This is a genomic window from Anaeromyxobacter sp. Fw109-5 (genome assembly GCF_000017505.1).
GTDB lineage: Bacteria > Myxococcota > Myxococcia > Myxococcales > Anaeromyxobacteraceae > Anaeromyxobacter.
The window spans coordinates 3,641,077-3,664,147 of record NC_009675.1 but is presented as its reverse complement, the minus strand read 5'-3'; the positions used below and the strand labels follow the sequence as shown (position 1 = coordinate 3,664,147).

The following is a 23,071-nucleotide window of genomic DNA, read 5'->3' as shown; positions in this document are numbered from 1 at the left end:
TCATCCCCCCAGGGCGGCGGCCTCGTCGTCGAAGGTCGGGAAGAGCGCGTCGAGCCGCGTCCGCGCGAGGAGCGCGCGCACCGAGGGCGACGCGCGGGCGAGCCGCAGCTCGGCGCCCGGGTCCATCGACTTGAGGATCGAGATGAGCGCCGCGAGCGCAGACCCGTCCATGGTCGCGACGTGCTCGAGCGAGACGACCACGCGTCTCCGCCCCACCGCCTGCCCGGCGATCAGCGTGCGAAGCTCCACGGCGGACTCGGCGTCGAGCCGCGCCGCGAGCGGCGTGACGACGAGAGCTCCGTTCCTGTGCTCGAGCCGGAGATGGAGCATGCGCTCGCTGCGGCGGATACGGCCCTCCGCCTCCGCCCCCCTCCTGCAAACTGGAACGTCGCCCGAACGACGCAAGGGTTGACCGTTCCGTCCGACCCTCGCCGGGAAGGCGTGCCGCGAGGAGCAGGGACGGCGCCCGCGGAGGCGTCGGGTCGTCGCCCCCGCCGGTGCGGGAGCACGGCAGACCTTCGGTCATCGACCGGCCGCACCGCCGCGCTTCAGAGGCGTGAAACGACCTCTCAGCGCTCCGCGGCGCGAGGGGGCGGCGCGGGGGCCGCGGGCGCGGCCAGGAGCCCCGGCGGAAGCTCGCCCGCGTAGACCTTGCCGCCGACGACGTACGAGGGGGTCGCGCGCACGCCCGCGCGCATCCCGTCCTCGACGTCGCGCGCGAGCCGCGCCTCCGTGGCGGGCGACGCGAGGCAGGCCTCGAACGCGGCGACGTCGAGGCCCAGGCGAGCGGCGAGGCGCGACGCCGGCTCGCGCGCCTGCTGGTTCCGGAACAGCGCGTCGTCCATCTCGGCGAAGCGCCCCTGCGCCTCGGCGCAGATCGCGGCGCGCGCGAGGGCGCACGCCGACGGGTGGATCGAGCGTGCCAGGGCGGGGTTGCAGGCGGCGTCGAGCGGGAAGTGCCGGCGGACGATCTCGAGATCCGGGCGGGCCGCGCGGAGGGTGGCGAGCTGCTCGTGGGCGCGCGCGCAGAAGGGACACTCGTAGTCGCTGAACTCCACCACCACGCCGCCCGCGGCGACCGGGGCCGGCGAGATGGGGCCGGGTGCCCGGGCGCCGGCGCTCGCGGCGGGCGCTCGCGGCACCGTGGCCGCGTAGCGCGCGTACGCGGCGCGCGCCCCGACGACGGCCACGAGGGCGACGAGCGCGAGGGCCGCCGTGCGCGCCGGCCGCGCGCGGAGGACGGCGACGTCCGCGGCGACGGCCGCGGCGGGGCCGGACGGGCAGGCGCGCCAGGCGGTCGCGAGCAGCCCCGCCGCGGTGGCCCACGACGCCATGCAGAGCAGGCACCACGCGCCGATGGCGAGCTCGCTGACCACGGCGAGCGCGGCCGAGGCCGCGACCGCGACGGCCGCGACGGCGAACAGCAGCCCGCGGGCCGCGGTCACGCCCCGGCGCGCGTGCGCGAGGGCCCGCGCGGCGAGCACCGCGGCGAGCCCGTACCCGAGGGCGCCCCAGAGCGCCACCGGCAGCCCGAGGAACGTGGAGAAGCGGCTCAGGGCGACGCGATCGCAGTTCACGACGTCGTTGATGGCGCAGAAGCTGGAGAGCCCCGCGTGCGCGCGCGCGTGGAGGCGGGCGAGCGCCACCGAGAGCGCGACGCCGCCGAGCGCCAGCAGCAACGAGGCGACGAGCAGCGCGGCGCGCGGAGGAGCGGGCGTCGGGGCGCTCGGGCGCCGGTCGGGCTTCTTCTTGCGATCGCGGGTCATGGGACGTGAGGGTGAGCGCGTGCCACGCGCCGGAGCACCGGCAGCCGGGCCTGCCGCGCGATCAGTCGATCGAGCAGGGCTTCACCTCGACGCACGGCGCGGGCTTGGCCGGAGCTGGCTCGGAGCGCTGGCGCTTCGCCGCGCCGGTCGAGCTGGGCTCGTCCTTCCGCGGGCGCGGGCGCAGGTCAGCGGCGGGGTCCCGCTTCGCCGCGCCCTCACCGTCCGCCTTGGGGGCGGGCGGGGCGGCATCGCTCCGGGCGGGCGCCGGCTCCGGCCTGGGCGGGGGCGCGTCCGCGAGGGTCGCGGGGGCGAGCAGGGTCGCGAAGGTCAGGACGAGGGCGCGGGTCATGAATTCCTCCGCCCACGTCCATAGCACGAGGCTCGCCAGCGGCCCGCCCCAATCGCGCCCCGGGCCGCGAGGCCGCGATCGTCAGCGCGGAGCGGAGCGGGACGCCAGCGGGGAGGAGCCGGGACCGCTGCTCATGGCGAGCGGAGAGAGGCGGCCTGCCGGGCGGTCCGCCGCGGCCGTCGCCTCGAGCAGGGCGGGGGCTCGCGTCGCGCGCTCCGCGAAGGTCCGGTGCTGCAGGCGGAGCATCGCGCCCAGGAACAGCACGCCCGCCGCCAGCAGCGCGGCCTTGATCGTCGTGTGCATTCGGTTCACGCCGGCCGGGATGTGGGCGGCCCGCGCCTCCGGGAGGACGGACCGCGGCCGGCGCGCGATCTGACCGGCCGCGGCGGAGCCTCGCCAGGGATGTCAGGCCCGCCCGCCTCGCGTGTCTCCACGGCAGGAGCCACGCCAGGAGACGAAGCCATGATGCCGCCGCCGTGGATGATCGAGGAGCTGGAGAGGCGCCGCCAGGAGCGCGAGGAGCTGGAGCGGCCGCAGCTCTGGATCGAGGTGCCCGAGCCCGTCCGCCACGAGCGGCCGGAGCGAGAGCCGGAACGGACGCGCGAGCCCATCGTCGTCGACCTCTGGTAGCCGTGCTCGACCGCCAGGCTCCCCGGCGGCGCGAACGGCCGGAGCGGGCACGGCGTCCCCTCCCGGGCGTTGCCCGCACGTCGCGATCGGCCAACCAGTTCCGCGTGGCCACCGCTCGGTCACCGCGCGCGGGCGAGGGCGTCCCGGAGCTGGTCGTTCGCGTCGAGGACACGGACGGTCAGTCGACCGTCGAGTACACGTTCACGCAGTCGCCGGTCCGCATCGGGCGGAGCGCGCGCAACGACCTCTCCCTCCCGCACCGGTTCGTCTCGGCGTCCCACGCCGTCGTGGAGTTCACTCGGCACGAGCGGCGCTACACGGATCTCGGCTCGACCAACGGCAGCGTGCTCGACGGCGCGCAGCTCATCCCGCGCGTCGCGGTCCCCCTCGAGCCAGGCGCCGTGCTGTCCATCGGCTCGCTCCGCGTCACCTTCCCGAGCCCCGCCGCCCGCGCTCCGACATGCGGCGCGGCGGGGGACGTCGAGGCGCCTCCGGCCCCCATCCGCCCCGGCGGCATCACCGCCGTCATGCAGCAGATCGCCCGCGCGCCGACGCTGGAGCAGGAGTGGCAGGACGTGCTGTTCCCGGGATCGGTCATCGGCAGGTTCGAGCTCGTGCGCGAGATCGGCCGCGGCAGCTTCGGGGTGGTGTTCGAGGCCGAGGACCGCCAGCTGCGCAGGCGCGTCGCGTTCAAGGCGGTCCGCCCAGGACGCAACTCGCAGGTGCAGCTGCGCCAGGAGCAGATGCAGAAGGAGGCGGAGGCGATCGCGCAGCTCGCCCACCCGAACATCGTGACCCTGTACGACGCGGGGACCTGCCAGAGCGGTCCCTACCTCGTGCTCGAGCTGCTGCGGGGGGAGACGCTGTACGAGACGATGCGCCGCGGGCGCGTGGAGCTCGCGCGGGCGCTCGAGATCGCGATCGAGATCGCCTGGGCGCTCGAGCACGCGCACGGGGCCGGCGTGGTCCACCGCGACCTCAAGCCCGCCAACGTCTTCGTCTGCGCGAGCGGCACCGTCAAGGTGCTCGACTTCGGCATCGCCAGCGTGCTCGGCGGGGGTGACGTGCGGGCCGTCGGCACGCCGGCGTACATGGCGCCGGAGCAGTGGCGGATGGGCGCGCAGGACCCGCGCACCGACGTGTTCGCGGCGGGCGCGATCCTGTGCGAGCTCGTGACGGGCAGGCTCCCGTACCGGGTGACGAGGGACACGAGCGCGGTGCTCGAGCCCGGGGCTCGTCCCAGGGTCGAGGGCCCCGACGTCCCGGAGGAGCTCCAGGTCCTGCTCCGCGGCGCCCTCTCTCCCCGCCCGGCCGATCGTCCGCGCGACGGCGCGGCGTGGCTCGCCGCGCTCCTCGCCCTCCAGGAGCGGCTCGACCGCCCCGGCCGCGTGGAGCCCTCGCGCGCCGGGAAGATCCGGCGATGGGTGGGGGAGTGGCGCCTGGTGATCGCGGCGGCCGGCGTGACCGCGGCGGTCGGCGGGCTACTCTACCAGCTGTTCCGCTGAGTCGCCGCGCGAGCCCGCGGAGCGTCTGGCGGTGCCCCCTCCGACGCAGACCTCCCGTGATGGCCCGGCCAAGGGACCCCACCGGCGGCGGGCCGGCGCGATCGACCCGGAGCAGATGGGGATCCTCCCCGGAGGCCGACGCCCGGCTCTCCGGACCGTCGACTGGGGGATCGCATGGCCACCCTGGCTCTCCTCCTCGCCGCGACCGTCACCGCGGCCCCCCTCACCCTGGATGACGCGCTCGCCGCGGCGGCCAAGCGCAACGCCGAGCTCACCATCGCTCGCCTCGATCAGGAGGCCGCCGCCACGGACGTCCGCCTGAGCTACCAGGGCGTGCTGCCGCGCCTCGACCTGAACGCGGCCTTCGGCCGGCAGTTCCAGGGCGAGCAGCAGCAGGTGAACGTCGTCCCCAACGAGACCCCGCCCCCCGACTTCGTCCGCATCCCGGTGACTTACCCCGCGAACGACTTCGGCGCGCACCAGCTCGGCGTCGCCGCGACCTGGACGGTCTTCGACGGCCTCGCGAGCTGGAAGCTCATCGAGTCCTCCCGTACGCGATCGGCGGCGGCCCGGAGGCTGGTCGACGAGTCGGCCCTGCGGGTCGCCTTCGAGGTGACGCGCCGGTTCTACGAGGTCGTGAAGCAGCAGCGCGCGCTCGAGGTCCGGCGCGAGACGGCGGCCCTGTCCGCGGAGCTGGTCGAGCGCGCCGACGCCCTCTTCTCGGCCGGCCGCGGCACCAAGGCCGACACCTTCAGCGCCCGGGTGAACCTCGGCAACGATCGCATCGCGGTGCGCACCCAGGCCGCCGAGCTCGAGCGCGCCCGGGCGGAGCTGGCGATCGTGCTCGGGCTCACCTCGACGGCGGGGCTGGAGGTCGTGCCCCCCGGGATCGTGACCGGACCGCTCGTGCCCGCGCAGCAGGAGCTCCCGCCGATCGCGGCGCTGCTCGCGGAGGCACGGAGAGGGCGGCCGGTGCTCGCCGCGCGGAAGCTGACGGGGGAGGCGGGTGACCTGGAGATCGCACGCGCCCGAGGAGCCTGGTGGCCCGTCCTCGGGCTCCAGGCGAGCTACCAGAAGGCGGCTCCCGAGCTCGGGGGAGATTTCGGCCTGCTGGGGGATCCGACGACGCAGTACGTCGCCGTGACGCAGGTCACGCTCGCGTGGAACCTCTTCGCCGGCGGCGCGACGCGGGCGGGCGTGCAGCGGGCCGAGGTGGACGCCCGCCGAGCCTGGGCCCTGCTCGAGCAGGAGGAGCAGACGGTCGCGGCGGAGGTGATCGTCGCGCGCGAGGCGGTGGCGGCGCTCGGTGACACGGTGGCCACGGTGCAGGAGAACGTGAAGGCGTCCGAGGCGGCGCTCCGACTCGCCCGGGAGCGGCTCGACGCGGGGGTGGGCAGCCAGCTCGAGATCCGCGACGCGACCGTGAAGCTGTCCGAGGCGAGGCTCGCGTGGGTCCGCACGGTGGTGGATCTCGTCGTGGCCCGCGCCGACCTGAACCGCGCCGTGGGCGGATCGCTGTAGCGATCCGCGGCTCCGCCACGCTCTCCAGCACCTCTCGCACCTCACACGTGGCGCGCCTCGATCACCGTCGCGGGCAGGCCGTCGAGGATCTTCCGGAGCTCGGCGGCGCGGATCGGATCGAGGTTCGACAGCGCCTCGTCGAGCAGGAGGAGCTTGCGGTCCGAGGCGATCGCCGCCGTCAGGGCGATGAGCTGGCGCTGCCCGCCGGAGAGGCTCTTCCCGCCGGGCGACACGATGCTCTCCCAGCTCATCGGCAAGGTGGCCACGAGCGCCGAGAGGCCGGTGCGCTCGGCGGCCTCGAGCAGGCGCGCCACGGGCGCGCCGCCGGACAGGAGCCGCAGGTTCTCGATGATCGAGCCGCTGAACAGGTTCACGAACTGCGGCAGGTACAGGATGTCGCTGGCCGCCGCCTGCGGGCTCGTCCCGCCGACGCTGATGGATCCCTCCTCCGGGACGTAGAGGCCGGCGAGCATGCGGAGGAGGGTGCTCTTCCCGAACCCCGACGCGCCGGTGATGACCTCCTTGGCGCCCGCCTCGAAGCGCCTGGAATAGCCCTTCGCGATCCACGGCGACTCCGGGCCGTGGCGGAACCAGACGTCCTCCATCACCACGGGCACGCTGCGCGCCCGCGAGATGGCGCGACGAGCGGTCCGGTGCTCCGGCGCCTCGTCCAGGATCTGCTGGGTCCCGGCGAGCTGCGGCCGGAGCACGGCGACCATGAGGTGGACGCGGACGAGCCCGAACACGGCGCCGAGGAACCCCGAGCCGAGCTGGACGAAGGCGAGGAGGGTCCCCACGAGCAGCTCGCCGCGGAGGATCAGGCTCCCCCCCCAGATGAGCAGCCCCACGTACATCCCCTGCCGCAGCGTCTCGAGCCCCACGTCGCTCCACAGGCCCAGGCGCTGCCGCCGGAGCGTGTGGCCCAGCTCTGCCCTGAAGCGCTGCAGCCAGCGCTGGAGCGCCTGCTGCTCCGCGCCGGCCGCCTTGATCGTGCCGATGCCGGCGATGAGCTCGGAGAGGAAGCCGCGCTCGCGCGCCTGGGCCTCGAGCTCGCGGGCCTGGTGGCGCGCCTGGGCGGAGCCGACGAAGACGGCGATCCCGGCCATCACGAGCGCCACCGCCACCACGAACAGCGTCGCCCCCGCCATCTTGGTCGCCATCGCGGCCACGAACGCGATCGCCATGGCGCCGTCGAGGACCGCGGCGACGGCGCGCTCGGCGAGCACGTCTCGCGCGGCGCCCACGCTCGTGAACGCCTGGAGCCGCTCGCCGATCGTCATCTTGTCGAGGACCGGGAAGGGCAGCCGCAGCAGGTGCTGCAGGACGCCGCGCTCGGCCGACACGGCCATGCGCGTGACCAGGAACAGCAGCACCTTGTCGCGGAGCCAGCCGGTGCAGGCCTGGAACGCGGCCACCAGCACCACGCCCATCGACACGACGTGCAGCGTCGAGCGCGCGCGGTCGGGCAGGGCCTGGTTCATGACGGTGGCGGTGATCTCCGGGAGCACCAGCGCGAGGGCCTGGAGGAGCAGGCTCGCGAGGGCGAGCATCGCCAGCGCCCGCCGGTGATGGAGCAGGAGCGCCCTCAGGCGGCTCCAGAGCCCCTTCCCGGCCGGCAGGGAGGGCGACACGTCGAGCGCGTAGCCCGACAGGAAGGGCGCCAGCTCCGCCTCCGGCACCGGGCGAGCGCCGCTCGAGCCCAGGAGGTGGAGCACGTCCCGCCTGCGATCCTCGAGCACGACCCACGAGCCGTCGCCGAGCTGGAGGAGCGTCGGGACGTCGAGGTAGGCCAGCTCCTCGGCGGTCACGATCGCCGGCCGCGCCTGGATCCCCGCCCGCTCGAGCGGCTCGGCGAGGGACTCCGCGGAGCCGCGCACGTCATGGGCCTCCCGGAACGCCTGCAGCCCGCCCTCGTGGCCGTGGTGCCGGAGGAGGCGCCACACCGCCTCCACCGCGTCGAAGCCGCGCACGGGCGGCGGGACCTCCCGGGGTCCGGGCGCAGGCGGGGCCAGGCTGAGCGCGGTCCCCGACCGATCGGCGGCGCTAGGCATCGGCGAACTCCTTCGCGTGGACGAGGGATCGGAACAGGCCCTCGCGCGCGGCGAGGTCGTCGTAGGTGCCCTCCTGGACGATCTTCCCGGCCTCGAGGACGAGGATGCGATCGGCGTCCCGCACGGTGGCGAGGCGGTGCGCGATCAGGATCCGGGTGCAGCCCAGGCTCGCCAGGGCGGCGTGGACCTGGCGCTCGGTGTCGAGGTCGAGGGCGCTCGTCGCCTCGTCGAGCAGGAGGATGGCGGGTTCCTGGACGAGCGCCCGCGCCAGGTTCAGGCGCTGCCGCTGCCCGCCCGAGAGCACGTTGCCGTTGTCGCCCAGCCGGCTGCCGAAGCCCTCGGGCAGCGCGTCGATGACCTCGTCCACGCATGCGCGCCTGGCGGCCTCGCGCAGCCGCTCGAGGGGGAGCTCCTCGTCCTTGAGGGCGAGGTTCGCGCGGATGGTGTCGTCGAAGAGGAAGGTCTCCTGCAGGACCACGCCCATCTGGTCGCGCACCTTCCGGAGATCGAGCTCGCGCAGATCGCGGCCGTCGAAGGCGATGGTGCCCGCGGTGGGGAGGTGCATCCCGAGCAGGAGGCGCGCGAGCGTGGACTTGCCGGCCCCCGACGGACCGACGATGGCGACCTTCTCGCCGGGGCGGATGCACACCGAGACGTCCTGGAGCGTGGGGGGCGCGCCCGGCGAGAAGGCGAAGCTGACGTTCGTCAGCTCGACGGCGCCTTGGAGCCGGCCGGGATCCGCGCTGCCCGACGGCTCGGGCGGCGTCGTGAGCACCTCGTCCAGCCGCTCGAGGTGGTTCCCGAGGTACTGGAGCTGGCCCACCGTCTCGAGCAGCGAGTCGAGCGGCGACATGAACAGGCTCTGGAGCGCGAGGAACGAGGCGAACGTGCCGAGCGTCATCCGCTGCGCGACGACCTGCTCGCCGCCGACGAGGAACACCACCGCGGTGGCGAGCCCCTGGAGGAGGACCGTCGCGTGGCTGGCGTGCATGGTGAGCTTCCGGCGCTCGAGCGCGCCGTTCACGCGGCCCGTCATGCGGTGCGCCCAGCGCTGGACCATCCGGTTCTCGGCGCCGCTCGCCTTCGTGGTCTCGAGGCCGCTGAGCGCCTCGAGGAGCGCCCCGAACTCGCGGCCGGAGGCCGTCAGCTCGGAGGCCATCGCGAGCTGGTTCCGCTCGCGGACGAAGAGGAGCAGGAGGACGCGCACCGCGCCGAAGCCGAGGATCACGAGGCCGAGCTTCAGGTCGAACGCGAGCATCAGGCCCGCGTAGCCGACGAGCAGCAGCGCGTCGAGCAGCGCCGAGATGGACTGGCTGCTGAGCAGGTTCTGGATGGTCGCGTTGCTGTGGACGCGCTGCACCAGATCGCCGGCCTCCCGCTGCATGAAGAACCCGAGCGGCAGGTGGAGGAGGTGGTTCAGGAACCGCGTCATGAGGGTGAAGTCGAGGACGTTCCTGAGCCCCTGGACCACGAAGCTCCGGACCACCATGAGGAGCGCCTTCGTGACGACGGCGGCGGCGAGGGCGGCCCCGAGCCCCATGAGCCAGGCGGGCTGGTGCGGGACCACGATCGAGTCCACCAGGATCTGCGTGGCGACCGGGAAGAGGAGGCCGATCACCTGGAGCCCGATCGACGCGAGGAGGATCTGGGCGAGGCTGGGGAGCGACCGCCGGAAGATCTCGCGGTACTTCGCGAGGCTCGGCCGCGTCCGGCGGCGGCGCGAGAGGGAGGGGGACGGCGCGAACTGGAGGGCGATCCCGGTGAAGTGCCGGCTCATCTCGTCGAGGCGGACGGCGCGGCGGCCGCACGCGGGATCGACGAGGTGCGCGTGGGTCGCCGTGAGGCGCTCCAGGACGAGGAAGTGCTCGAAGTCCCAGTGCAGCACGGCCGGGAGCGCGAGCTGCGGGAGCTGCTCCATCTCCACCCGGACGCCGCTCGCGGTGAGCCCGTACGCGCGCGCGGCCCGGACGATGGAGAGCGCGTCCGCTCCGCTGCGGGACACGCCACACGCCTGGCGGAGCTCGGAGAGCGGGGCGTGGTGCCCGTGGTAGGCGAGCACCATGGCGAGGCTCGCCGCGCCGCACTCGGTCACCTCGATCTGCGGGACGAACCGCACGCGCCGCCGTCGCAGCCTGAGCCGGGCCATCACCGGAACCATCGCCGCAGCGGGTTGAGGACGAGCGTGATGAGCCGCTCGGTCCGGAGCGTGAAGCGAACGTTCATGAGGGTGCCCGTGCGGAGCTTCACGTGCGCGGACTCCGCCGCGCGCGCATCGGTGATCTCGAGCTCGACCCGGTAGCTCGGCGCCTCGAGCTTCTGGTCGCCGAGCGCGTCGTGGATCTCGGAGGGCGAGGCGAGGTCGTCGCCGATGCGCAGCACCCTCGCCCGCAGCGTGCCGTACTGGGCGTGCGGCAGCTGATCGAGCTCCAGCTGAACCTCGTCGCCGGGCTTCGCGAAGGCGCGATCCCGCTCGGCGAGGAAGGACACGACCTGGAGCGGGGAATCGACCGGGACGAGCTTCCCGAGGGGCTGGCCGGCCTGGACCACCTCGCCCTCCTTCACCAGCAGCGCCTCGACGGTCCCGTCCTGCGGCGCCTCGATCACCGCCTGCCGGAGGACCACGGCGAGCGCGTCGCGCTTGTTCTGCGCCGCCGCGAGGCGCTCCTGGCGGTTCCAGAGCTCGTCCTCGCGCCGGGACTCGAGCGAGGCGAGCTCCTGCCGCGTCTGATCGAGGGTCTGATCGGCGGCGCTCAGCTGGCGCTGGGCCTGCGCGAGGGAGTCCCGGGTCTCGCTCACCGCCAGCTCGCTCACGAGGCCCCGCTGCAGGAGGCCGACGTCGGCCTGGACGCGGCGCTCGTAGTGCTGCGCGGAGCTCCGCAGGCTCGCGATCTGCTCTTCCACGCGCTTCGCCCGGGCCTTCAGGTTCGCGAGCTGCTCGCCGTAGTGCTCGTCCTGCTGGGAGGAGACGGCGGAGTACTGGGTGCGCAGGGCCTCGAGCTCTCGGTCCGCCTCGAGGAGCTGCGCCTGCACGGTCGGCGACTCGATCCGGAGGAGCGAGGTGCCAGCCTTCACCCGTTCGCCGGAGCGCGCCTCGACGCGAACGACGGTCCCGCCGAGCTGGCTCGTCAGGACGCGGACGCCCGTGGCCGGCCGGAGGATGCCGCGCCCGCGCCCGGTGACCTCCACCTTGCCGACGAACGACGTCGCGATCGCCGCGCAGAGGCCCGACACCACGACCCAGAGGAGCGCCCACGTCCACGGGGGAGACACGCGGACGAGGCCACGCCCCTCCTCGAAGGCGAGGCGGTGCTTGAGCGCCTCCTCGCGGAACAGCCTGGGGGCTGCGTGGGGCCGCTCCGCGCGCTCCGGCTGCGAGGGCTCGACCCGGACCGGCGCTGGCCGAGGGCGCTCGGCGCGAGCCGGCACGCGCTCCGGCGCGGGGGCGGGCGCGACGGCCACGGTCTGGTGACGGGCGGGCGGCCGCTTCTCGGCCCGCTCGGCCTCTCGTCCCTTGCCGCTCGGACGGGCGCTCTGCGCCGAGACGTCCACCCGCGACGCCTGACGGATCCTGGCGAGAAACTCCTCGCGCTTCCTCGCCCTGGCCATCTCCGAGACCGACGCCTGGGGGTTCCTGCGAGTCATGGTTCCGCTCACGGCGCCCTCCCGTCGGATGGACCGTCGACCTCCGACGATCTGACCGTCGCCTCACGGCGGACGTCGCTCGCGAGGCCCATCGCCCATCCTCAGATCACGATCGCGGCGGGTCGCTCCCGAGCGCGCGCCCGAGGCGGCCGCGACAGGAGCGACGTCAGCTTTCCGCTCCCGGCGAGTCTCATCGACGGGCTGAGCGAGCAACGACGAGCGTTGCCAACCCGTCAGCCCTCGACGCAGCAATCACTCGAACGAGGAGAGAGACGAATGGATCGCAAGATGGAGAAGGCGATGGCCCCGGTGGCGCTCGGGGACGAGGAGCTCGGCGCGGTCTCGGGGGCCGGGGACATCTTCTCGCTGGCCAGCCCGGTCACGGTCACGCAGGTCAACGTGAGCACCCCCACGGCGGTCGTGCTCGGCAACCTCGGGGCGGTGTCCATCGCGCAGGGCTCGATGCAGAGCAACTCGTCCACGGTCAGCTACGGCCACTGATCGGCTCGGCTGAACGCAGGCCCCGGGCCGCCCGGCCCGGCCGCAGCACGGATCATCCCCACCTCGCTCGATCGCATGCACCTGCCGGTGCGGTCGAGCGAGGTGGTCGTCGTCGGCGGAGAGGTGCGGCGCGGGACGGCCGCGATGCTTCACGAGCGAGAGGGCGCGGGCGATGTCAGATCTCCGCCGCCGGCGAGTCTCTCCGACGGGCCGAGGGAGCGACGAGGCGTCGCCCACCCATCAGCCCTCAACGCAACGACCACCCGAACGTCGAAAGAGGAGAGACACGATGGATCGCAAGACGGAGAAGAAGTCGGTGGAGCTGGTGGCGCTCGGTGACGAGGAGCTCGGCGCGGTCTCGGGGGCCGGGGACATCTTCTCCCTGGGCAGCCCGGTGACGGTCACCCAGGTCAACGTGAGCACCCCCACGGCGCTCGTGGCCGGCAACCTCGGCGCGGTGGCCATCGCGCAGGGCTCGGTCCAGAGCAACTCGTCGTCGGTCAGCTACTCCCACTAAGGGCGTCGGCTGAACACGGCCCTGGCGCGTCGATCGCCGGGGTCCAGATCATCCCGGGCCTCGCTCGACCGCATGCACCCTCGGTGCGGTCGAGCGAGGCCGCCGTCGTTCGAGGCGAACCGAGGCGAGGGGCGCCGCGGCGCCTCCGCACCGCGCGCCGGACTCCGGAGCGAGGCGCTGCGAGGCGCAGGAGACCGGAGGCGGACGCAGGCCCGGGACGTGCGCCTGGCGTCAGCTTTCCGGTCCCGGCCGGTCTCCCCTGCGGGCCGCGGAGCAGCGAGGAACGCTGGGACGCCCGCAGGTTCTCCTCGGTCCTCCACGCAATTCACACGTCGAAGGAGAACTTTCATGAGCCGCGAGACGAACGAGAAGCCCCTCCGCACCGCGTCGGCCCCGATCCCGCTCGGCGACGACGAGCTGAGCGCGGTGTCCGGCGCGAAGGGGCAGGGAAACGCGTACGGTCACGACAAGAGCCACGGCGGGCCTCCGTGGCTCAGCTCCCTCGTGCAGCAGACCAACGTCACGAACATCTACCAGATCGCGACCGACAACTCGGGCGACGTGACCATGGTGGCGGGCGTGCAGCAGGCCAACGGCGCGACCACCACCCTCTAGCCGCTTCGGCGGAACCCGAGCTGGCGCCCGAGCTGGCGCGACGAATCCGGCCTCGGCTCACCACACCTGAGGAGGTGCGGTGAGGCCGGGGCCGTGCTCGTCCTCGACGCTCCCGGCTCCGAGGAGCGCGCGTGCGACGGAGCGGATGCGCCGCCGCCCGATCGCTGGGCCGGCCGCGGGCGCGGCGATACTTCGCACCACGCTCGCCGGGAGCGAGCGCGGCGCGTGAGCGCCCACCGCGCAGCGTCCATCCGAAGGAGCCGGCCGTGGAGAACCAGAACAGCGCGGCAGCGTCCGTTCAGCAGTCGGTCCAGCAGCTCGTCGACGCCGGCGACGTGTCGGCCGCCGCCACCGCGGCGCTGCGCGCGCTCGGCCCGGAGATCCTGCGCTTCCTGCGCTCGGTCCTGCGCGACGAGGAGGACGCCGCGGACGCGTTCTCGCACTTCGCGGAGCGCCTCTGGCGCGGGCTCTCGAGCTTCGAGGGTCGCTCCTCCCTGCGCACGTGGGCGTTCCGCATCGCCTGGAACTCCGCGCTCAGCATCCGCAACGACGCGTGGCACCGGCGCGGGCGGCGGTTCGCGACCGGCGAGGCCTCCGCGCTCGCCGAGGAGATCCGCACGAAGACCGTGGTGCGCGTCGAGCGCCGGCGGGACGCGTTCGAGAAGCTGCGGCGGGCGCTCTCGGCGGAGGATCAGTCACTGCTGGCGCTGCGCCTCGACCGCGGCTTCTCCTGGGAGGAGGTCGCCGAGATCATGTCGGCCGGAGGCGAGCCCGTCCAGGCGCTCACGCTCATGAAGCGCTTCGAGCGGATCAAGAAGCGCCTCGCGGAGATGGTCAAGAAGCAGGCGCTGGACGAGTAGCGAGCGGAGCGGGGTCTCCGCCCGATCTCGCGCCAGCCGTCCCCGCGCGCCCGGCGAGCACCGCGAGGCGCTACTCGTCGTCCGGATCGCGGGTGCGGTCCGGCTCGTCCTCGAGCATCCTCATCGCGGCGACCACGCTGCGGTGCATCCGGTTGAAGGCGGCCGCGAGGACCGAGATCTCGTCCTTGCCTCGCACCGGCAGCTCGGGCACGTCGAGCTGGCCCTTGCTGATCTCGTCGGCGCGGGCCGCGAACTGGCTCACCGGCCGGATCACGGTGACGTAGAGCAGCGCGTCGAGGACGATCAGCGTGAGGACGCCGACCGCGACGAGCGAGAGGATCAGGCGGCGGAAGGCGTGGTTCGCCATCTGCACCGGCACCGAGACCGGCACCGAGATGATCTGCGCCGCGACCACGTCTCCGTCCGTCCACCCGAAGCCGTTGTTGGGTCCGTACAGCTCGATCATCTCCTTGGGCGCCGCGCTCGGGACCGAGTGGCACTCGAGGCAATCGGACTGCACGCGCATGGGCTTCGCGAGGTAGAGCGCCCGCCCGAGCGGCGTGTCGCGCTCGCCGCCGAACACGGTCATCTCGGGGCGGTTCTTGAAGTTCTTGATGAGGTCCTCCTCCCAGTCGAGGGCCCGGTTGCGCGGGTTCGTCGGGTTGAGGGTCGCCTCCTTGTAGAGGTAGTCCGGGTATTTCTTGCGGAGCTCCATGAACATCTCGGTGGCCGAGTAGGCGGGGACGGTCTGCGGCCGGAACACGCGCTTCGCCGCGAAGCCGCGCTTGGCGCAGAGCTCGCGGAACACGTCGTCGTCGCGGCTGCTCTGCTTCCCCTGCTCCTTGAAGCTGTCGTTGATGGCCGGCTTGACCTGCTTGATGGTGTAGGACCGCATGGCCAGGGCCGTGTCCATCATCAGCTGCGCGTTGTGGAGCACCTGATCGCGCGCGTTGCGCTGGAGGAGACCGTAGAACAGGTAGGCGGCCGCGCCGAGGCCGAGGCCGAACACCACCACGAAGATGAGGCTGAACTTCGCGAGCAGTCGCATGACCTCTCCCCATCGAGCGCGACGCCCCGCTGCCACCGTGAAGCGTGGCGGGACGGTGGGTCATCGGGTCCACGCCGGCTGGAACGCTCCGATGGATTTCCCCTGGCGCGCGATCTGACACCGCTCTGATGGGGCGCAAGCCGGTTTGCGCGCCGCAGCCGTGCGCGCGGCGCCGCAAATATCACTCGCACGGCGAATCTCTCGCGACGGCCGGCGACTCGGTGGTCCGCCGATCGCCTTCGGCCCGCTCGAGGGGGCAAGGAGGGTCGACGATGAGCGGTCACCCCGGTGCGGTTCGAGCGCCCGCAGGATCGGGCGGCGTGGCGATCTGGACGCGGCGCGGCATGGTCGCGCTCGCGGTGCTCCTCGGCGCGTGCTGGTACCCGAAGGAGCGGGGAGCGCGGCTGGAGCAGCGCGTCGAGCGGATCGAGGGCGAGGCGCCGGCCGTGCAGCCCGGCGCCGACGCCGAGGCGGCGCGGGAGCAGGCGCGTCGCGTGGACGCGACGCTCGCGCAGGTGAACACGAGGCTCGAGGCGCTGGACCGCGCCACCCGAGCCGGAGCCCCGCCGCCGGAGGGTCAGGCCGAGCTGGTGAAGGAGCTCAGGCAGCTGCGCGCGACGCTCGAGCAGCACGGGCAGCGGCTCGACGCGGTCGAGAGGTCGCTCGCCCAGGGCCAGCAGCGCAGCGGCGCCGCGCGCGTCGCGGAGAGCCGGCCCTCGGCGTCGAAGACCTCGTCGAAGCCGTCGGCGGCGGCTCCCGCCCCTGGCCCCGCGCCGGGCCCCGCCCTCTCCGCGAACGAGACGGACGTCCTCGCCCTCGCGCGCGCGCAGGAGCAGCAGGGCAACAAGACCGTGGCCCGTGAGCTCTACGAGCAGTACGTCGCCCAGTTCCCGGCGGACCCCGCCAGCGCCGAGGCGCACTTCCGGCTCGGCGAGCTGGCGTTCGGCGAGCGCCGCTACCGGGACGCCGTCCTCGAGTTCGGAAAGGTGGCGCGCGAGTTCCCGCGCTCCGGCAAGGCGCCTGACGCGCTGGTGCGAACCGGCGAGGCGATGCTGCAGCTCGACATGAGAGAGGAGGCGAAGACCGTCCTGTCCGAGGTCCCGCAGCGGTACCCCGGGACCCCCGCCGCCGCGCGCGCCCGCTCGCTGCTCGCCGAGACCCCGAACGCGAGCACCGCGGCGGGGAAGAAGCGAGAGTGATGTGATGAGGAGGGTCAGGTCGTCGGCCCTCGCCCAGTCTCGAGGCCAGACGGGGACGGACGCGGGGGTGGCGCGGCGTGCGGGCGGAGGACGGGCAACCAGCGGGAGCGCCCCGGGCCGGGACGCGGAAAGGGGAACGGCCGCGGGGTAGCCCCAACGTCGAAGCCGGTGCGGGTGTCCCCCGCGTGGCGCTCGCGGCGGGGCTGAGCGCCGGGCGCTCCGAAGCGAGGAGCACGATGCGAGCCGAGGCCTTATGTACGCCGGCGGCGATGCCGACCTGTCCCACGTGCGGTGAAGAGGGGCGCCCGAGCGCGGTCTTCTGCGGATCGTGCGGGTCGCGCCTCGTCGCGGAGCCGGCCGTCGAGGAGCACGCCGACCCGTTCATCGGGCGGACGGTCAACGGGACCTACCTCATCCAGCAGAAGATCGGCAGCGGCGGGATGGGCGACGTCTACAAGGCCATCCACAACAAGCTGGATTCTCCGGTCGCCCTCAAGATCGTGAAGCCGGCGCTGCTCGCGCACACGGCCATGGCCCATCGCTTCCAGCGCGAGGCGCGCGCCGCGTCGCGACTGCACCACCCGAACGTCGTGACCGTGACCGACTTCGGCCGCTCGGAGGACGGCCTGCTGTTCATGGTCATGGAGTACGTGGCGGGGAAGAGCCTGGCCCAGGTGATCGCGGACGACGCCCCGCTCTCGGAGCGGCGCGTCGTCCACGTCGCCGCGCAGATCCTGGCCGCCCTCGCCGAGGCGCACGCGAACCACATCCTCCACCGCGACCTCAAGCCCGAGAACGTGATGATCGAGCGGCGCCGCGACGTGTCGGACTCGGTCAAGGTGCTCGACTTCGGCATCGCGAAGGTCCTGGCGGTGGGCGAGGGGGCCTCGACGCTGACGCAGGCGGGCCTGGTGTGCGGCACGCCTGGCTACATGAGCCCCGAGCAGCTGCGGGGCGGCGAGGTGGACGGCCGGAGCGATCTCTTCTCGCTGGGGGTCGTGCTGTACGAGATGCTGACGCACAAGCTGCCCTTCGACTCGCAGACGCCCATGGAGATCCTGCACCGGCACCTCACCGAGCCCGTCGCGCCGCCCGGTCAGCGCAGGGGACGACCGGTCTCGCCGGACCTCGAGCGGCTCGTCCTGCAGGCGCTCTCGCCGGCGCGCGAGGATCGCCCCGCCAGCGCCGAGTCGATGCGCGCGGAGCTCCTCCGGGCCGAGCTCTCGCTCGCGGAGGACGACGACCTCGAGGTGGGGCTCGCGACGGAGGTCTTCCCGCGCAGGGAGTCCTCGCGGTCGGTGCCCCTCCCGCCGCGCGCGACTCCCCCTCGGTCGGAGGCCCAGCGCGCCCGCTCCCCGACGCCCGCGCGGACCCGGCCGGACGCGGCGGAGGGACGCCGGACGCCTCGCGCCGAGCGCACCGAGCCGCGTCCGGCGACCGCTCGCCGCGAGAGCGCCAGCGAGGCGACGCCCTCGGGGCGAGAGCCCACCTTCGAGAAGCGGGTCGAGGATCGCATCACGCCCTTGCTCGGGCCCGTCGCTCCCCACCTCGTGAAGAAGGTCGGCCTCGCGGCGGTGACACCGCGCGACTTCTGCGAGCAGCTCGCCGCGTACCTCCCCTCGCCGCAGGACCGCAAGGCCTTCCTGGCCTGGTGCGGCGCCGAGCTGCGCGTGGCCGCGCCGATCCGCGAGCGGCCGTCCAGCACGCCGCCCCCGCCCACTCCCGTCCGCGAGTGGGACCCCGGCTTCCTCGACCGCGCCCGGCGCGAGCTCGCGGCCTACGTCGGACCGCTCGCGCGCGTCATCGTGCGGCGCGCGTGCTCCCGAGCCCGCGACACGCGCGAGCTGTACGAGCTCATCTCCCGCGAGATCCCGAGCGAGGACGATCGCGCGGCGTTCCTGCGCCTGACGGTGCGGGAGCAGCGCGGCGAGTAGCGACGGGCGTGCACGGCGCCGCCGCGCTGGCCGCGCCACCCCGCGACGCCGTGCCGACCGGAGCCGACGGCGAGGCGGGTCCCGTCCGGAGCCGGCAGCGACGTGACCATCCACGGACCTTCACGCCGCGGCCTCGGCCTCAGGCGTACTGCGCGAGCCCATTGCCGAAGGACCAGTTCTCCTTCGTCACCTCCACGAGCGAGACGAGGACGTCCTCGCGTCTGACGCCGGGGGACTCGGCGAGCAGCTCGGCGATGCGCGCGTACAGCGCCTTCTTCATCTCGGTCGTCCGTCCGGCGTTGAGCGTGATCTGCACGACGACGAGGTCGTCGGTGCGCGCGACGTCCAGATAGGCGGGGTCGTAGATCAGCCCGGCGGCCGGGTGCTCCGTGACGAGCTGGAAGCGGTCCTTCGCCGGCACGTTCATCGTCTCCACCATGGCGCGGTGGACGCCGTCGGCGATGGCGGCGCGGTACGCCTCCGGCTTGCCTTCCCTGAGGGAGATGCGGACGAGCGGCATGCGGGTTCCTCCGGTTGTCGGTCCTGGCCGCGCGCGCTGCTCCGCCGCGCGTCGGCGACCCGCTGGTCCTAGCAGACCCCGTGCCGTGAAGCTCGTGGCCGATCACCACGGGTGGCCACGCCGCGTCTCTCGGCGCCCGTCACAACCCGGCGCCGGGCTCGTCCGCGCCCTTGGGCATCCGGTCGCCGCCGACGCCAGGGTCGTCCCCGGCCTGCCGTGACGTGGGACGCTCCGCGGACGGGTCACGGCGTGGAGCGGGGACGTCGTCCTCCCTTCCGGCGGGCTTCGAGGGAGCGCTCGTCCGCGTGCGGGGTTCGTCGGGGTCGTACGGGGTCATGTGGCACCTCCGCGCACGACCATGAGGACGACCCCCTCCGAGCGAAAGGCCCGACGCGTCGTGCCTCGGGTGAGGGCGGGGGACCGTGCGTTCGCCCGCCCGAGGTCAGCCGGGTCGAGTACCATCGCCGCGATTGGTACACACGCAGCGGCGTGTACGTCGAGCGCGGATCCCCGCGAAGAAGAAGAGGACGGCGATGGCCACCGATGACGAGCTGAAGGCGGAGCTGGAGCGGCTCAAGGCGGAGAACGCCGCCCTCAAGGCCCGCGGCAGCAAGGGCGTGTCGATGAAGGTGAGCGAGAAGGGCGCGGTGTCCGTCTACGGCCTCGGCCGCTTCCCGGTGACGCTCTACCAGGAGCAGTGGCTGAAGCTCCTCGACCTGGCGGAGGACATCCGCGGCTTCATCAGGGAGAACGAGGCGAAGCTCAAGAAGAAGGAGTGAGGCGACGCCGGCTCGGCCGTCACTGGGCGGCCGGCCTCGAGCATGCCCATGGGCGAGACGGACGAGCAGCGGGAGGAGCGCGAGCGCCGGAGGCTGCGCGGTGCGCTGGGGCTCTTCCAGATCGGCATGGTGGGGTTCCTCGTCATGATCGCCGCGGGGCTCTTGCCGCGCCTGCTCGCCGGGTGGTTCGCGCCGCTCGGCGCGCCCTGGCTCGGCGTGGCGGCCGGGTTGCTCGCCGCGCTCGTGGCGGTCGCGATCTCGGTGGTTCGCCTGCGGCGGACGTGGCGCGATGCGCCCCCGCCCGCGCCCGGCGAGGACGATCCCCGTCGACGCTGAGGCGTGTGGAAAACGCGTCTCCGGCGGGGCTCCCCTGGACCAACGCAGACCATCCGTGGAGCTACCCTGGAGTGCGGTGATTCGCCCAGCATTCCAAAGGGTTGCCCGCCGGGCGCGTATATCGGTGGGTGAAATCACCCGCGTGAAATCACGCAGGGTGAGACCGGACCCCGAGCGGCTCCGCCGCGCACGCTCAGGGGCCCTGTCCACGTGGGATCTCGTCGGCGGGTAGCACGGCGTCGACGGCGAGCCGAGCAGGCGCATTCAAGCCCGAAGGATCACTCGGCGTCTGCCCGACGCACCCGCGCGGCGTGCCGAGCGCGCGGTTCACGCGGGTCTCGTCCGCGCTGCTGGGTACACCAACCGTGAGAGCGATCGCGAGGCGTCCGGCCTGGCTTTCGCACGTGCAGCCTGGACGCCGGCGGCCGGTTGGCCGGAGGCGTGTCTGTCTGCGCTGTTCACGGTAGGTAATCAGGGGGAATCCCTTCATGCATGCGAGGAAGTGTCGCGGGCTGTCGCTGCTCATGGTCGTCGCGCTCGCCGCCTGTTCCGGCGGGTCCAACGGGAAGGACGGTCGGGACGGGCAGGACGGCCGGGACGGCGCGCCGGGGACGCCGGGATCGTCGGGTCAGGACGGTGCCGATGGCAGGTCGACGGGCGGGGTGATGGGCCGGCTGACGTTCAAGGTGGCGGGCGTCGAGTACCCGGCGACGAACGTCGTCGTCACGAGCGTCCCGGACTGGTGCGGCGTGACGACCTCGGACGCCAACGGCGAGTACGAGCTCGGCTCGGGCTGCCCCATCGGCGTCTACACGATCGTGTTCTCGGGCAACGGCTTCCAGAAGCTCGAGGTGCCGAACGTCTCCATCGTCGCCGGCAAGGAGTTCATCCTGAACCGCGAGCTCACGGCGATCAGCCCGATCGTCCTGAAGGCCGCGGCGATGCCGAACCCCGCCGGCTTCGAGCGTGAGGTCACGCTCGGGGTGACGGTGAGCGGCGGAACGCCGCCGTACGCGTACAAGTGGACGCCGCGGGCCGCGAACCCGACGACGGTCACGCTCTCCGCGAACGACGTGGCGGCCCCGAAGTTCACCACGGGCGCCCTCGCCGACATCGTCGCCGCCGACGAGAAGGTGATCGGCTTCGGGCCGTCGCTGACCGAGGACGGGGAGCCGTTCCGCTCCGAGTTCCTCGGCGTCAGCGCGCGCCAGCTCACCGAGATGACCTACAACTTCGACGTCGTCGTGAAGGACCAGATGGGCTTCGAGGCGAAGGTGACGGTGGCGGTGGTCCCGGCGACGCTCGCCCAGGCCAACGGCGCGATCTACGACTCGACCGACCTGGTGACGCGCTCGATCCCGACGGGCACGCTCGTCATCGCCAGCGTCCCGGGCAACACCACCGCGCTCGCCTTCGTCGAGAAGCCGCTCGGCTCGAACGCCGTCCTGAACGGCGCCGACTCCGAGTTCCCCTGGTTCGTCGCCGACGTCCCGGGCGTCTACCGGTTCGACGGGCTGCGCGCCGCCGTCTCGAACTACGTCAGCTCGAGCCCCAGCTGCGGCGGCTGCCACGAGTACCTCATGAGCGCCGAGAAGCTCGCCAGGATGGAGACCACCTTCAAGAAGTGGAACAACTCCGCGCACGGGAACCACTTCTTCAAGTACATGGAGTACGACGCGAACGGCGTGCTCGTGTGGAAGACCGGCCCCGACGGCGAGCCCATCCCGGCGCCCACCGCGAACCCGACGGTCTTCTGGGCCGAGCCCGGCGCGATGACCACGTTCGAGTTCGGCATGACGGGCGCGGAGGGGACGCACTACAGCGCGAGCTGCGTGTCCTGCCACACCACCGGCTACAACACCGCGCTCCAGAACGACGGCTTCGACGACGTCGCCAAGGCCGCGGGCTGGACGTTCCCGGACCTCACGAAGGTGTTCACCGGCCTCACCGGCGATCCGGCCTACGACCTCGTCACTCCCGCGCCCCAGTACGGCGCCTGGGACGCCATCCCGCTCGCGGCGAGGGCCTATGCCGGCATGCAGTGCGAGAGCTGCCACGGCCCGCTCGGCCGTCACGTGGCGAACGGCGGCTCGAAGCCGGTCGGCGAGTACAACGTGGCCGCCTGCGCGGTGTGCCACGATCGTCCGACGAACCATGACCGCGTCGCGCTGTGGCGCCGGTCGGGCCATGCGAACACCGGCCTCGCCCTCGCCGAGGCGACCGGCACCCGCGCCAACTCCAGCTGCGCCCGCTGCCACTCCGCGCAGGGCTTCGTGAAGTACGCCGAGGACACCACGCAGGGCACGGTCGACAGCGGCGCGACCCCGAGCACCGTCGAGGCGCAGACCTGCGCCGCGTGCCACGACTCCCACTCCACGACCGTCCGCATCGACGGGAAGGCGCCCGTCTACGTCGCCGCAGGGTTCACCGTGTCGGGCGCCGGCACGGGCGCGCTCTGCATGACCTGTCACAACGGCCGGCGCGGCCTGCGAGGCGACGACATCGCCCTGCCGAGCTTCGAGACGCCGCACGCGCCGACCCAGGCCGAGGTGCTGATGGGCATGAACGCGTACTTCATCGGCGACGCCAACGGCTACATGGTCTCGGGCCACGCCGCGGTGTCCGAGACCTGCGTCGGCTGCCACATGAAGACGGCCGTCGAGGGGCTCCGCTACACGATGACGAACCACACGTTCGGCTTCACGAACGACGACGGCGTGAACATGGCCAGCTCGATCTGCAAGGAGTGCCACGGTGAAGAGGTGAACGGCGAGGCGATCGAGGCCGCCTACGTGGCGGCGCGCGCGAGCGCCATCGCCCAGCTGGGCGAGGCGCTCACGGCCTCCGTCGGCGCGACGGGGTTCACCGTGACGCCGGTCCAGAGCCGCACGAGCGGCACGCCGTTCGTCCTACCGCTCGCGAGCATCGAGAGCATCGGCGTGAGCGGGACGAGCATCGTGTTCAACTTGACCGCGCCCATCGCCGTCACCTTCCCGTCCGGTACGGTCACGACCTCGACGGTGGTCGGCGCAGCCTCGACCCTGAAGGATGCGACCGGTACGGTCACCCTCGCTGCGGTGGACGGCGTGCTCTCGCGCGCGCTGTGGAACCTCGGGCTCGTGAACGACGGCTCGAGCTCCCTCCACAACCCGACGTTCGTCTTCGAGGTGCTGCAGGCGACGGACGAGGCCCTGAAGGCCGCGACGCCGGCGGCGGCCTGCGCGGCCGCCTGCCTCTAGCGGCGTGAGACCCGGCGCGCTCCGGCGCGCCGGGACCGATCCGAAGGGTGCGGGCCCGC

At 73.3% G+C, this 23,071-nt stretch carries 21 protein-coding genes; 12 read left to right on the top strand and 9 right to left on the bottom strand.

Annotation, left to right across the window (positions count from 1 at the left end; genetic code table 11):
* From ANAE109_RS16075 to ANAE109_RS16060, 4 genes are all read right to left on the bottom strand, one after another.
* Positions 1-330, bottom strand: coding sequence for an STAS domain-containing protein (locus ANAE109_RS16075; RefSeq protein WP_012097940.1), 330 nt, complete (start codon positions 328-330; stop codon positions 1-3).
* Positions 331-569: 239 nt separating this feature from the next.
* Positions 570-1,766, bottom strand: coding sequence for a vitamin K epoxide reductase family protein (locus ANAE109_RS16070; RefSeq protein ID WP_012097939.1), 1,197 nt, complete (start codon positions 1,764-1,766; stop codon positions 570-572).
* Between the two features lie 61 nt (positions 1,767-1,827).
* Positions 1,828-2,115 (bottom strand): hypothetical protein, encoded by a 288-nt coding sequence (locus tag ANAE109_RS16065; protein ID WP_041448419.1) that lies wholly within the window; start codon positions 2,113-2,115, stop codon positions 1,828-1,830.
* Positions 2,116-2,196: 81 nt separating this feature from the next.
* Positions 2,197-2,418 carry a hypothetical protein gene (locus ANAE109_RS16060; protein WP_041448418.1) on the bottom strand — a complete coding sequence of 74 codons (222 nt, stop codon included), beginning with the start codon at positions 2,416-2,418 and terminating at the stop codon, positions 2,197-2,199.
* A 159-nt stretch (positions 2,419-2,577) separates the two neighbouring features.
* Between ANAE109_RS16060 and ANAE109_RS25345 the strand changes: the two genes are divergently transcribed.
* From ANAE109_RS25345 to ANAE109_RS16050, 3 genes are all read left to right on the top strand, one after another.
* Positions 2,578-2,745 (top strand): hypothetical protein, encoded by a 168-nt coding sequence (locus ANAE109_RS25345; protein WP_158305900.1) that lies wholly within the window; start codon positions 2,578-2,580, stop codon positions 2,743-2,745.
* A gap of 104 nt (positions 2,746-2,849) precedes the next feature.
* Positions 2,850-4,250: an FHA domain-containing serine/threonine-protein kinase gene (locus ANAE109_RS16055; RefSeq protein WP_012097938.1), complete on the top strand. Its 1,401-nt coding sequence runs from the start codon at positions 2,850-2,852 to the stop codon at positions 4,248-4,250.
* A gap of 174 nt (positions 4,251-4,424) precedes the next feature.
* On the top strand, positions 4,425-5,771 hold the full coding sequence (locus ANAE109_RS16050; RefSeq protein WP_012097937.1) for a TolC family protein: 1,347 nt from the start codon (positions 4,425-4,427) through the stop codon (positions 5,769-5,771).
* A gap of 41 nt (positions 5,772-5,812) precedes the next feature.
* On the opposite strand, the gene ANAE109_RS16045 is transcribed toward ANAE109_RS16050, so the two are convergent.
* The 3 genes from ANAE109_RS16045 to ANAE109_RS16035 form a co-directional block, all read right to left on the bottom strand.
* Positions 5,813-7,741, bottom strand: a complete 1,929-nt coding sequence (locus ANAE109_RS16045; protein ID WP_041448417.1) for a peptidase domain-containing ABC transporter — start codon at positions 7,739-7,741, stop codon at positions 5,813-5,815.
* A gap of 73 nt (positions 7,742-7,814) precedes the next feature.
* Entirely contained in the window at positions 7,815-9,968 is a 2,154-nt protein-coding gene (locus ANAE109_RS16040) for a peptidase domain-containing ABC transporter (protein ID WP_158305899.1), read from the bottom strand.
* Positions 9,968-11,464 (bottom strand): HlyD family secretion protein, encoded by a 1,497-nt coding sequence (locus ANAE109_RS16035; RefSeq protein WP_012097934.1) that lies wholly within the window; start codon positions 11,462-11,464, stop codon positions 9,968-9,970. The genes ANAE109_RS16040 and ANAE109_RS16035 overlap by 1 nt, the downstream gene beginning before the upstream one ends.
* A 276-nt stretch (positions 11,465-11,740) precedes the next feature.
* On the opposite strand from ANAE109_RS16035, the gene ANAE109_RS16030 reads away from it, so the two are divergent.
* The 4 genes from ANAE109_RS16030 (at position 11,741) to ANAE109_RS16010 (ending at position 13,957) form a co-directional block, all read left to right on the top strand.
* Positions 11,741-11,965 (top strand): hypothetical protein, encoded by a 225-nt coding sequence (locus ANAE109_RS16030; protein ID WP_012097933.1) that lies wholly within the window; start codon positions 11,741-11,743, stop codon positions 11,963-11,965.
* A gap of 289 nt (positions 11,966-12,254) precedes the next feature.
* Entirely contained in the window at positions 12,255-12,482 is a 228-nt protein-coding gene (locus tag ANAE109_RS16025; protein ID WP_041448415.1) for a hypothetical protein, read from the top strand.
* Positions 12,483-12,830: 348 nt separating this feature from the next.
* Positions 12,831-13,097, top strand: coding sequence for a hypothetical protein (locus ANAE109_RS16020; RefSeq protein ID WP_012097931.1), 267 nt, complete (start codon positions 12,831-12,833; stop codon positions 13,095-13,097).
* Between the two features lie 266 nt (positions 13,098-13,363).
* A complete protein-coding gene (locus tag ANAE109_RS16010) occupies positions 13,364-13,957 on the top strand; it encodes an RNA polymerase sigma factor (protein ID WP_012097930.1) in 594 nt (197 codons plus the stop codon).
* A gap of 70 nt (positions 13,958-14,027) precedes the next feature.
* Here the strand turns inward: ANAE109_RS16010 and ANAE109_RS16005 are convergent, their stop codons facing one another.
* The gene (locus ANAE109_RS16005; protein WP_012097929.1) at positions 14,028-15,005 is read right to left on the bottom strand and encodes a DUF3365 domain-containing protein; all 978 of its coding nucleotides are present in this window, start codon (positions 15,003-15,005) and stop codon (positions 14,028-14,030) included.
* 320 nt (positions 15,006-15,325) lie between these two features.
* Between ANAE109_RS16005 and ANAE109_RS16000 the strand changes: the two genes are divergently transcribed.
* Positions 15,326-16,204, top strand: coding sequence for a tetratricopeptide repeat protein (locus ANAE109_RS16000; protein ID WP_041448413.1), 879 nt, complete (start codon positions 15,326-15,328; stop codon positions 16,202-16,204).
* A gap of 269 nt (positions 16,205-16,473) precedes the next feature.
* Positions 16,474-18,138 carry a serine/threonine-protein kinase gene (locus ANAE109_RS23615; protein ID WP_049768609.1) on the top strand — a complete coding sequence of 555 codons (1,665 nt, stop codon included), beginning with the start codon at positions 16,474-16,476 and terminating at the stop codon, positions 18,136-18,138.
* 139 nt (positions 18,139-18,277) lie between these two features.
* Here the strand turns inward: ANAE109_RS23615 and ANAE109_RS15990 are convergent, their stop codons facing one another.
* Positions 18,278-18,658 (bottom strand): tautomerase family protein, encoded by a 381-nt coding sequence (locus ANAE109_RS15990; RefSeq protein ID WP_012097926.1) that lies wholly within the window; start codon positions 18,656-18,658, stop codon positions 18,278-18,280.
* 533 nt (positions 18,659-19,191) lie between these two features.
* Here ANAE109_RS15990 and ANAE109_RS15980 point away from each other — a divergent pair.
* The 3 genes from ANAE109_RS15980 (at position 19,192) to ANAE109_RS15970 (ending at position 23,012) form a co-directional block, all read left to right on the top strand.
* Positions 19,192-19,437, top strand: coding sequence for a hypothetical protein (locus tag ANAE109_RS15980; RefSeq protein ID WP_012097925.1), 246 nt, complete (start codon positions 19,192-19,194; stop codon positions 19,435-19,437).
* Positions 19,438-19,485: 48 nt separating this feature from the next.
* Positions 19,486-19,773: a hypothetical protein gene (locus ANAE109_RS15975; RefSeq protein WP_041448411.1), complete on the top strand. Its 288-nt coding sequence runs from the start codon at positions 19,486-19,488 to the stop codon at positions 19,771-19,773.
* 488 nt (positions 19,774-20,261) lie between these two features.
* Entirely contained in the window at positions 20,262-23,012 is a 2,751-nt protein-coding gene (locus ANAE109_RS15970; RefSeq protein WP_012097922.1) for a hypothetical protein, read from the top strand.
* The last annotated feature ends 59 nt before the right edge of the window (positions 23,013-23,071 follow it).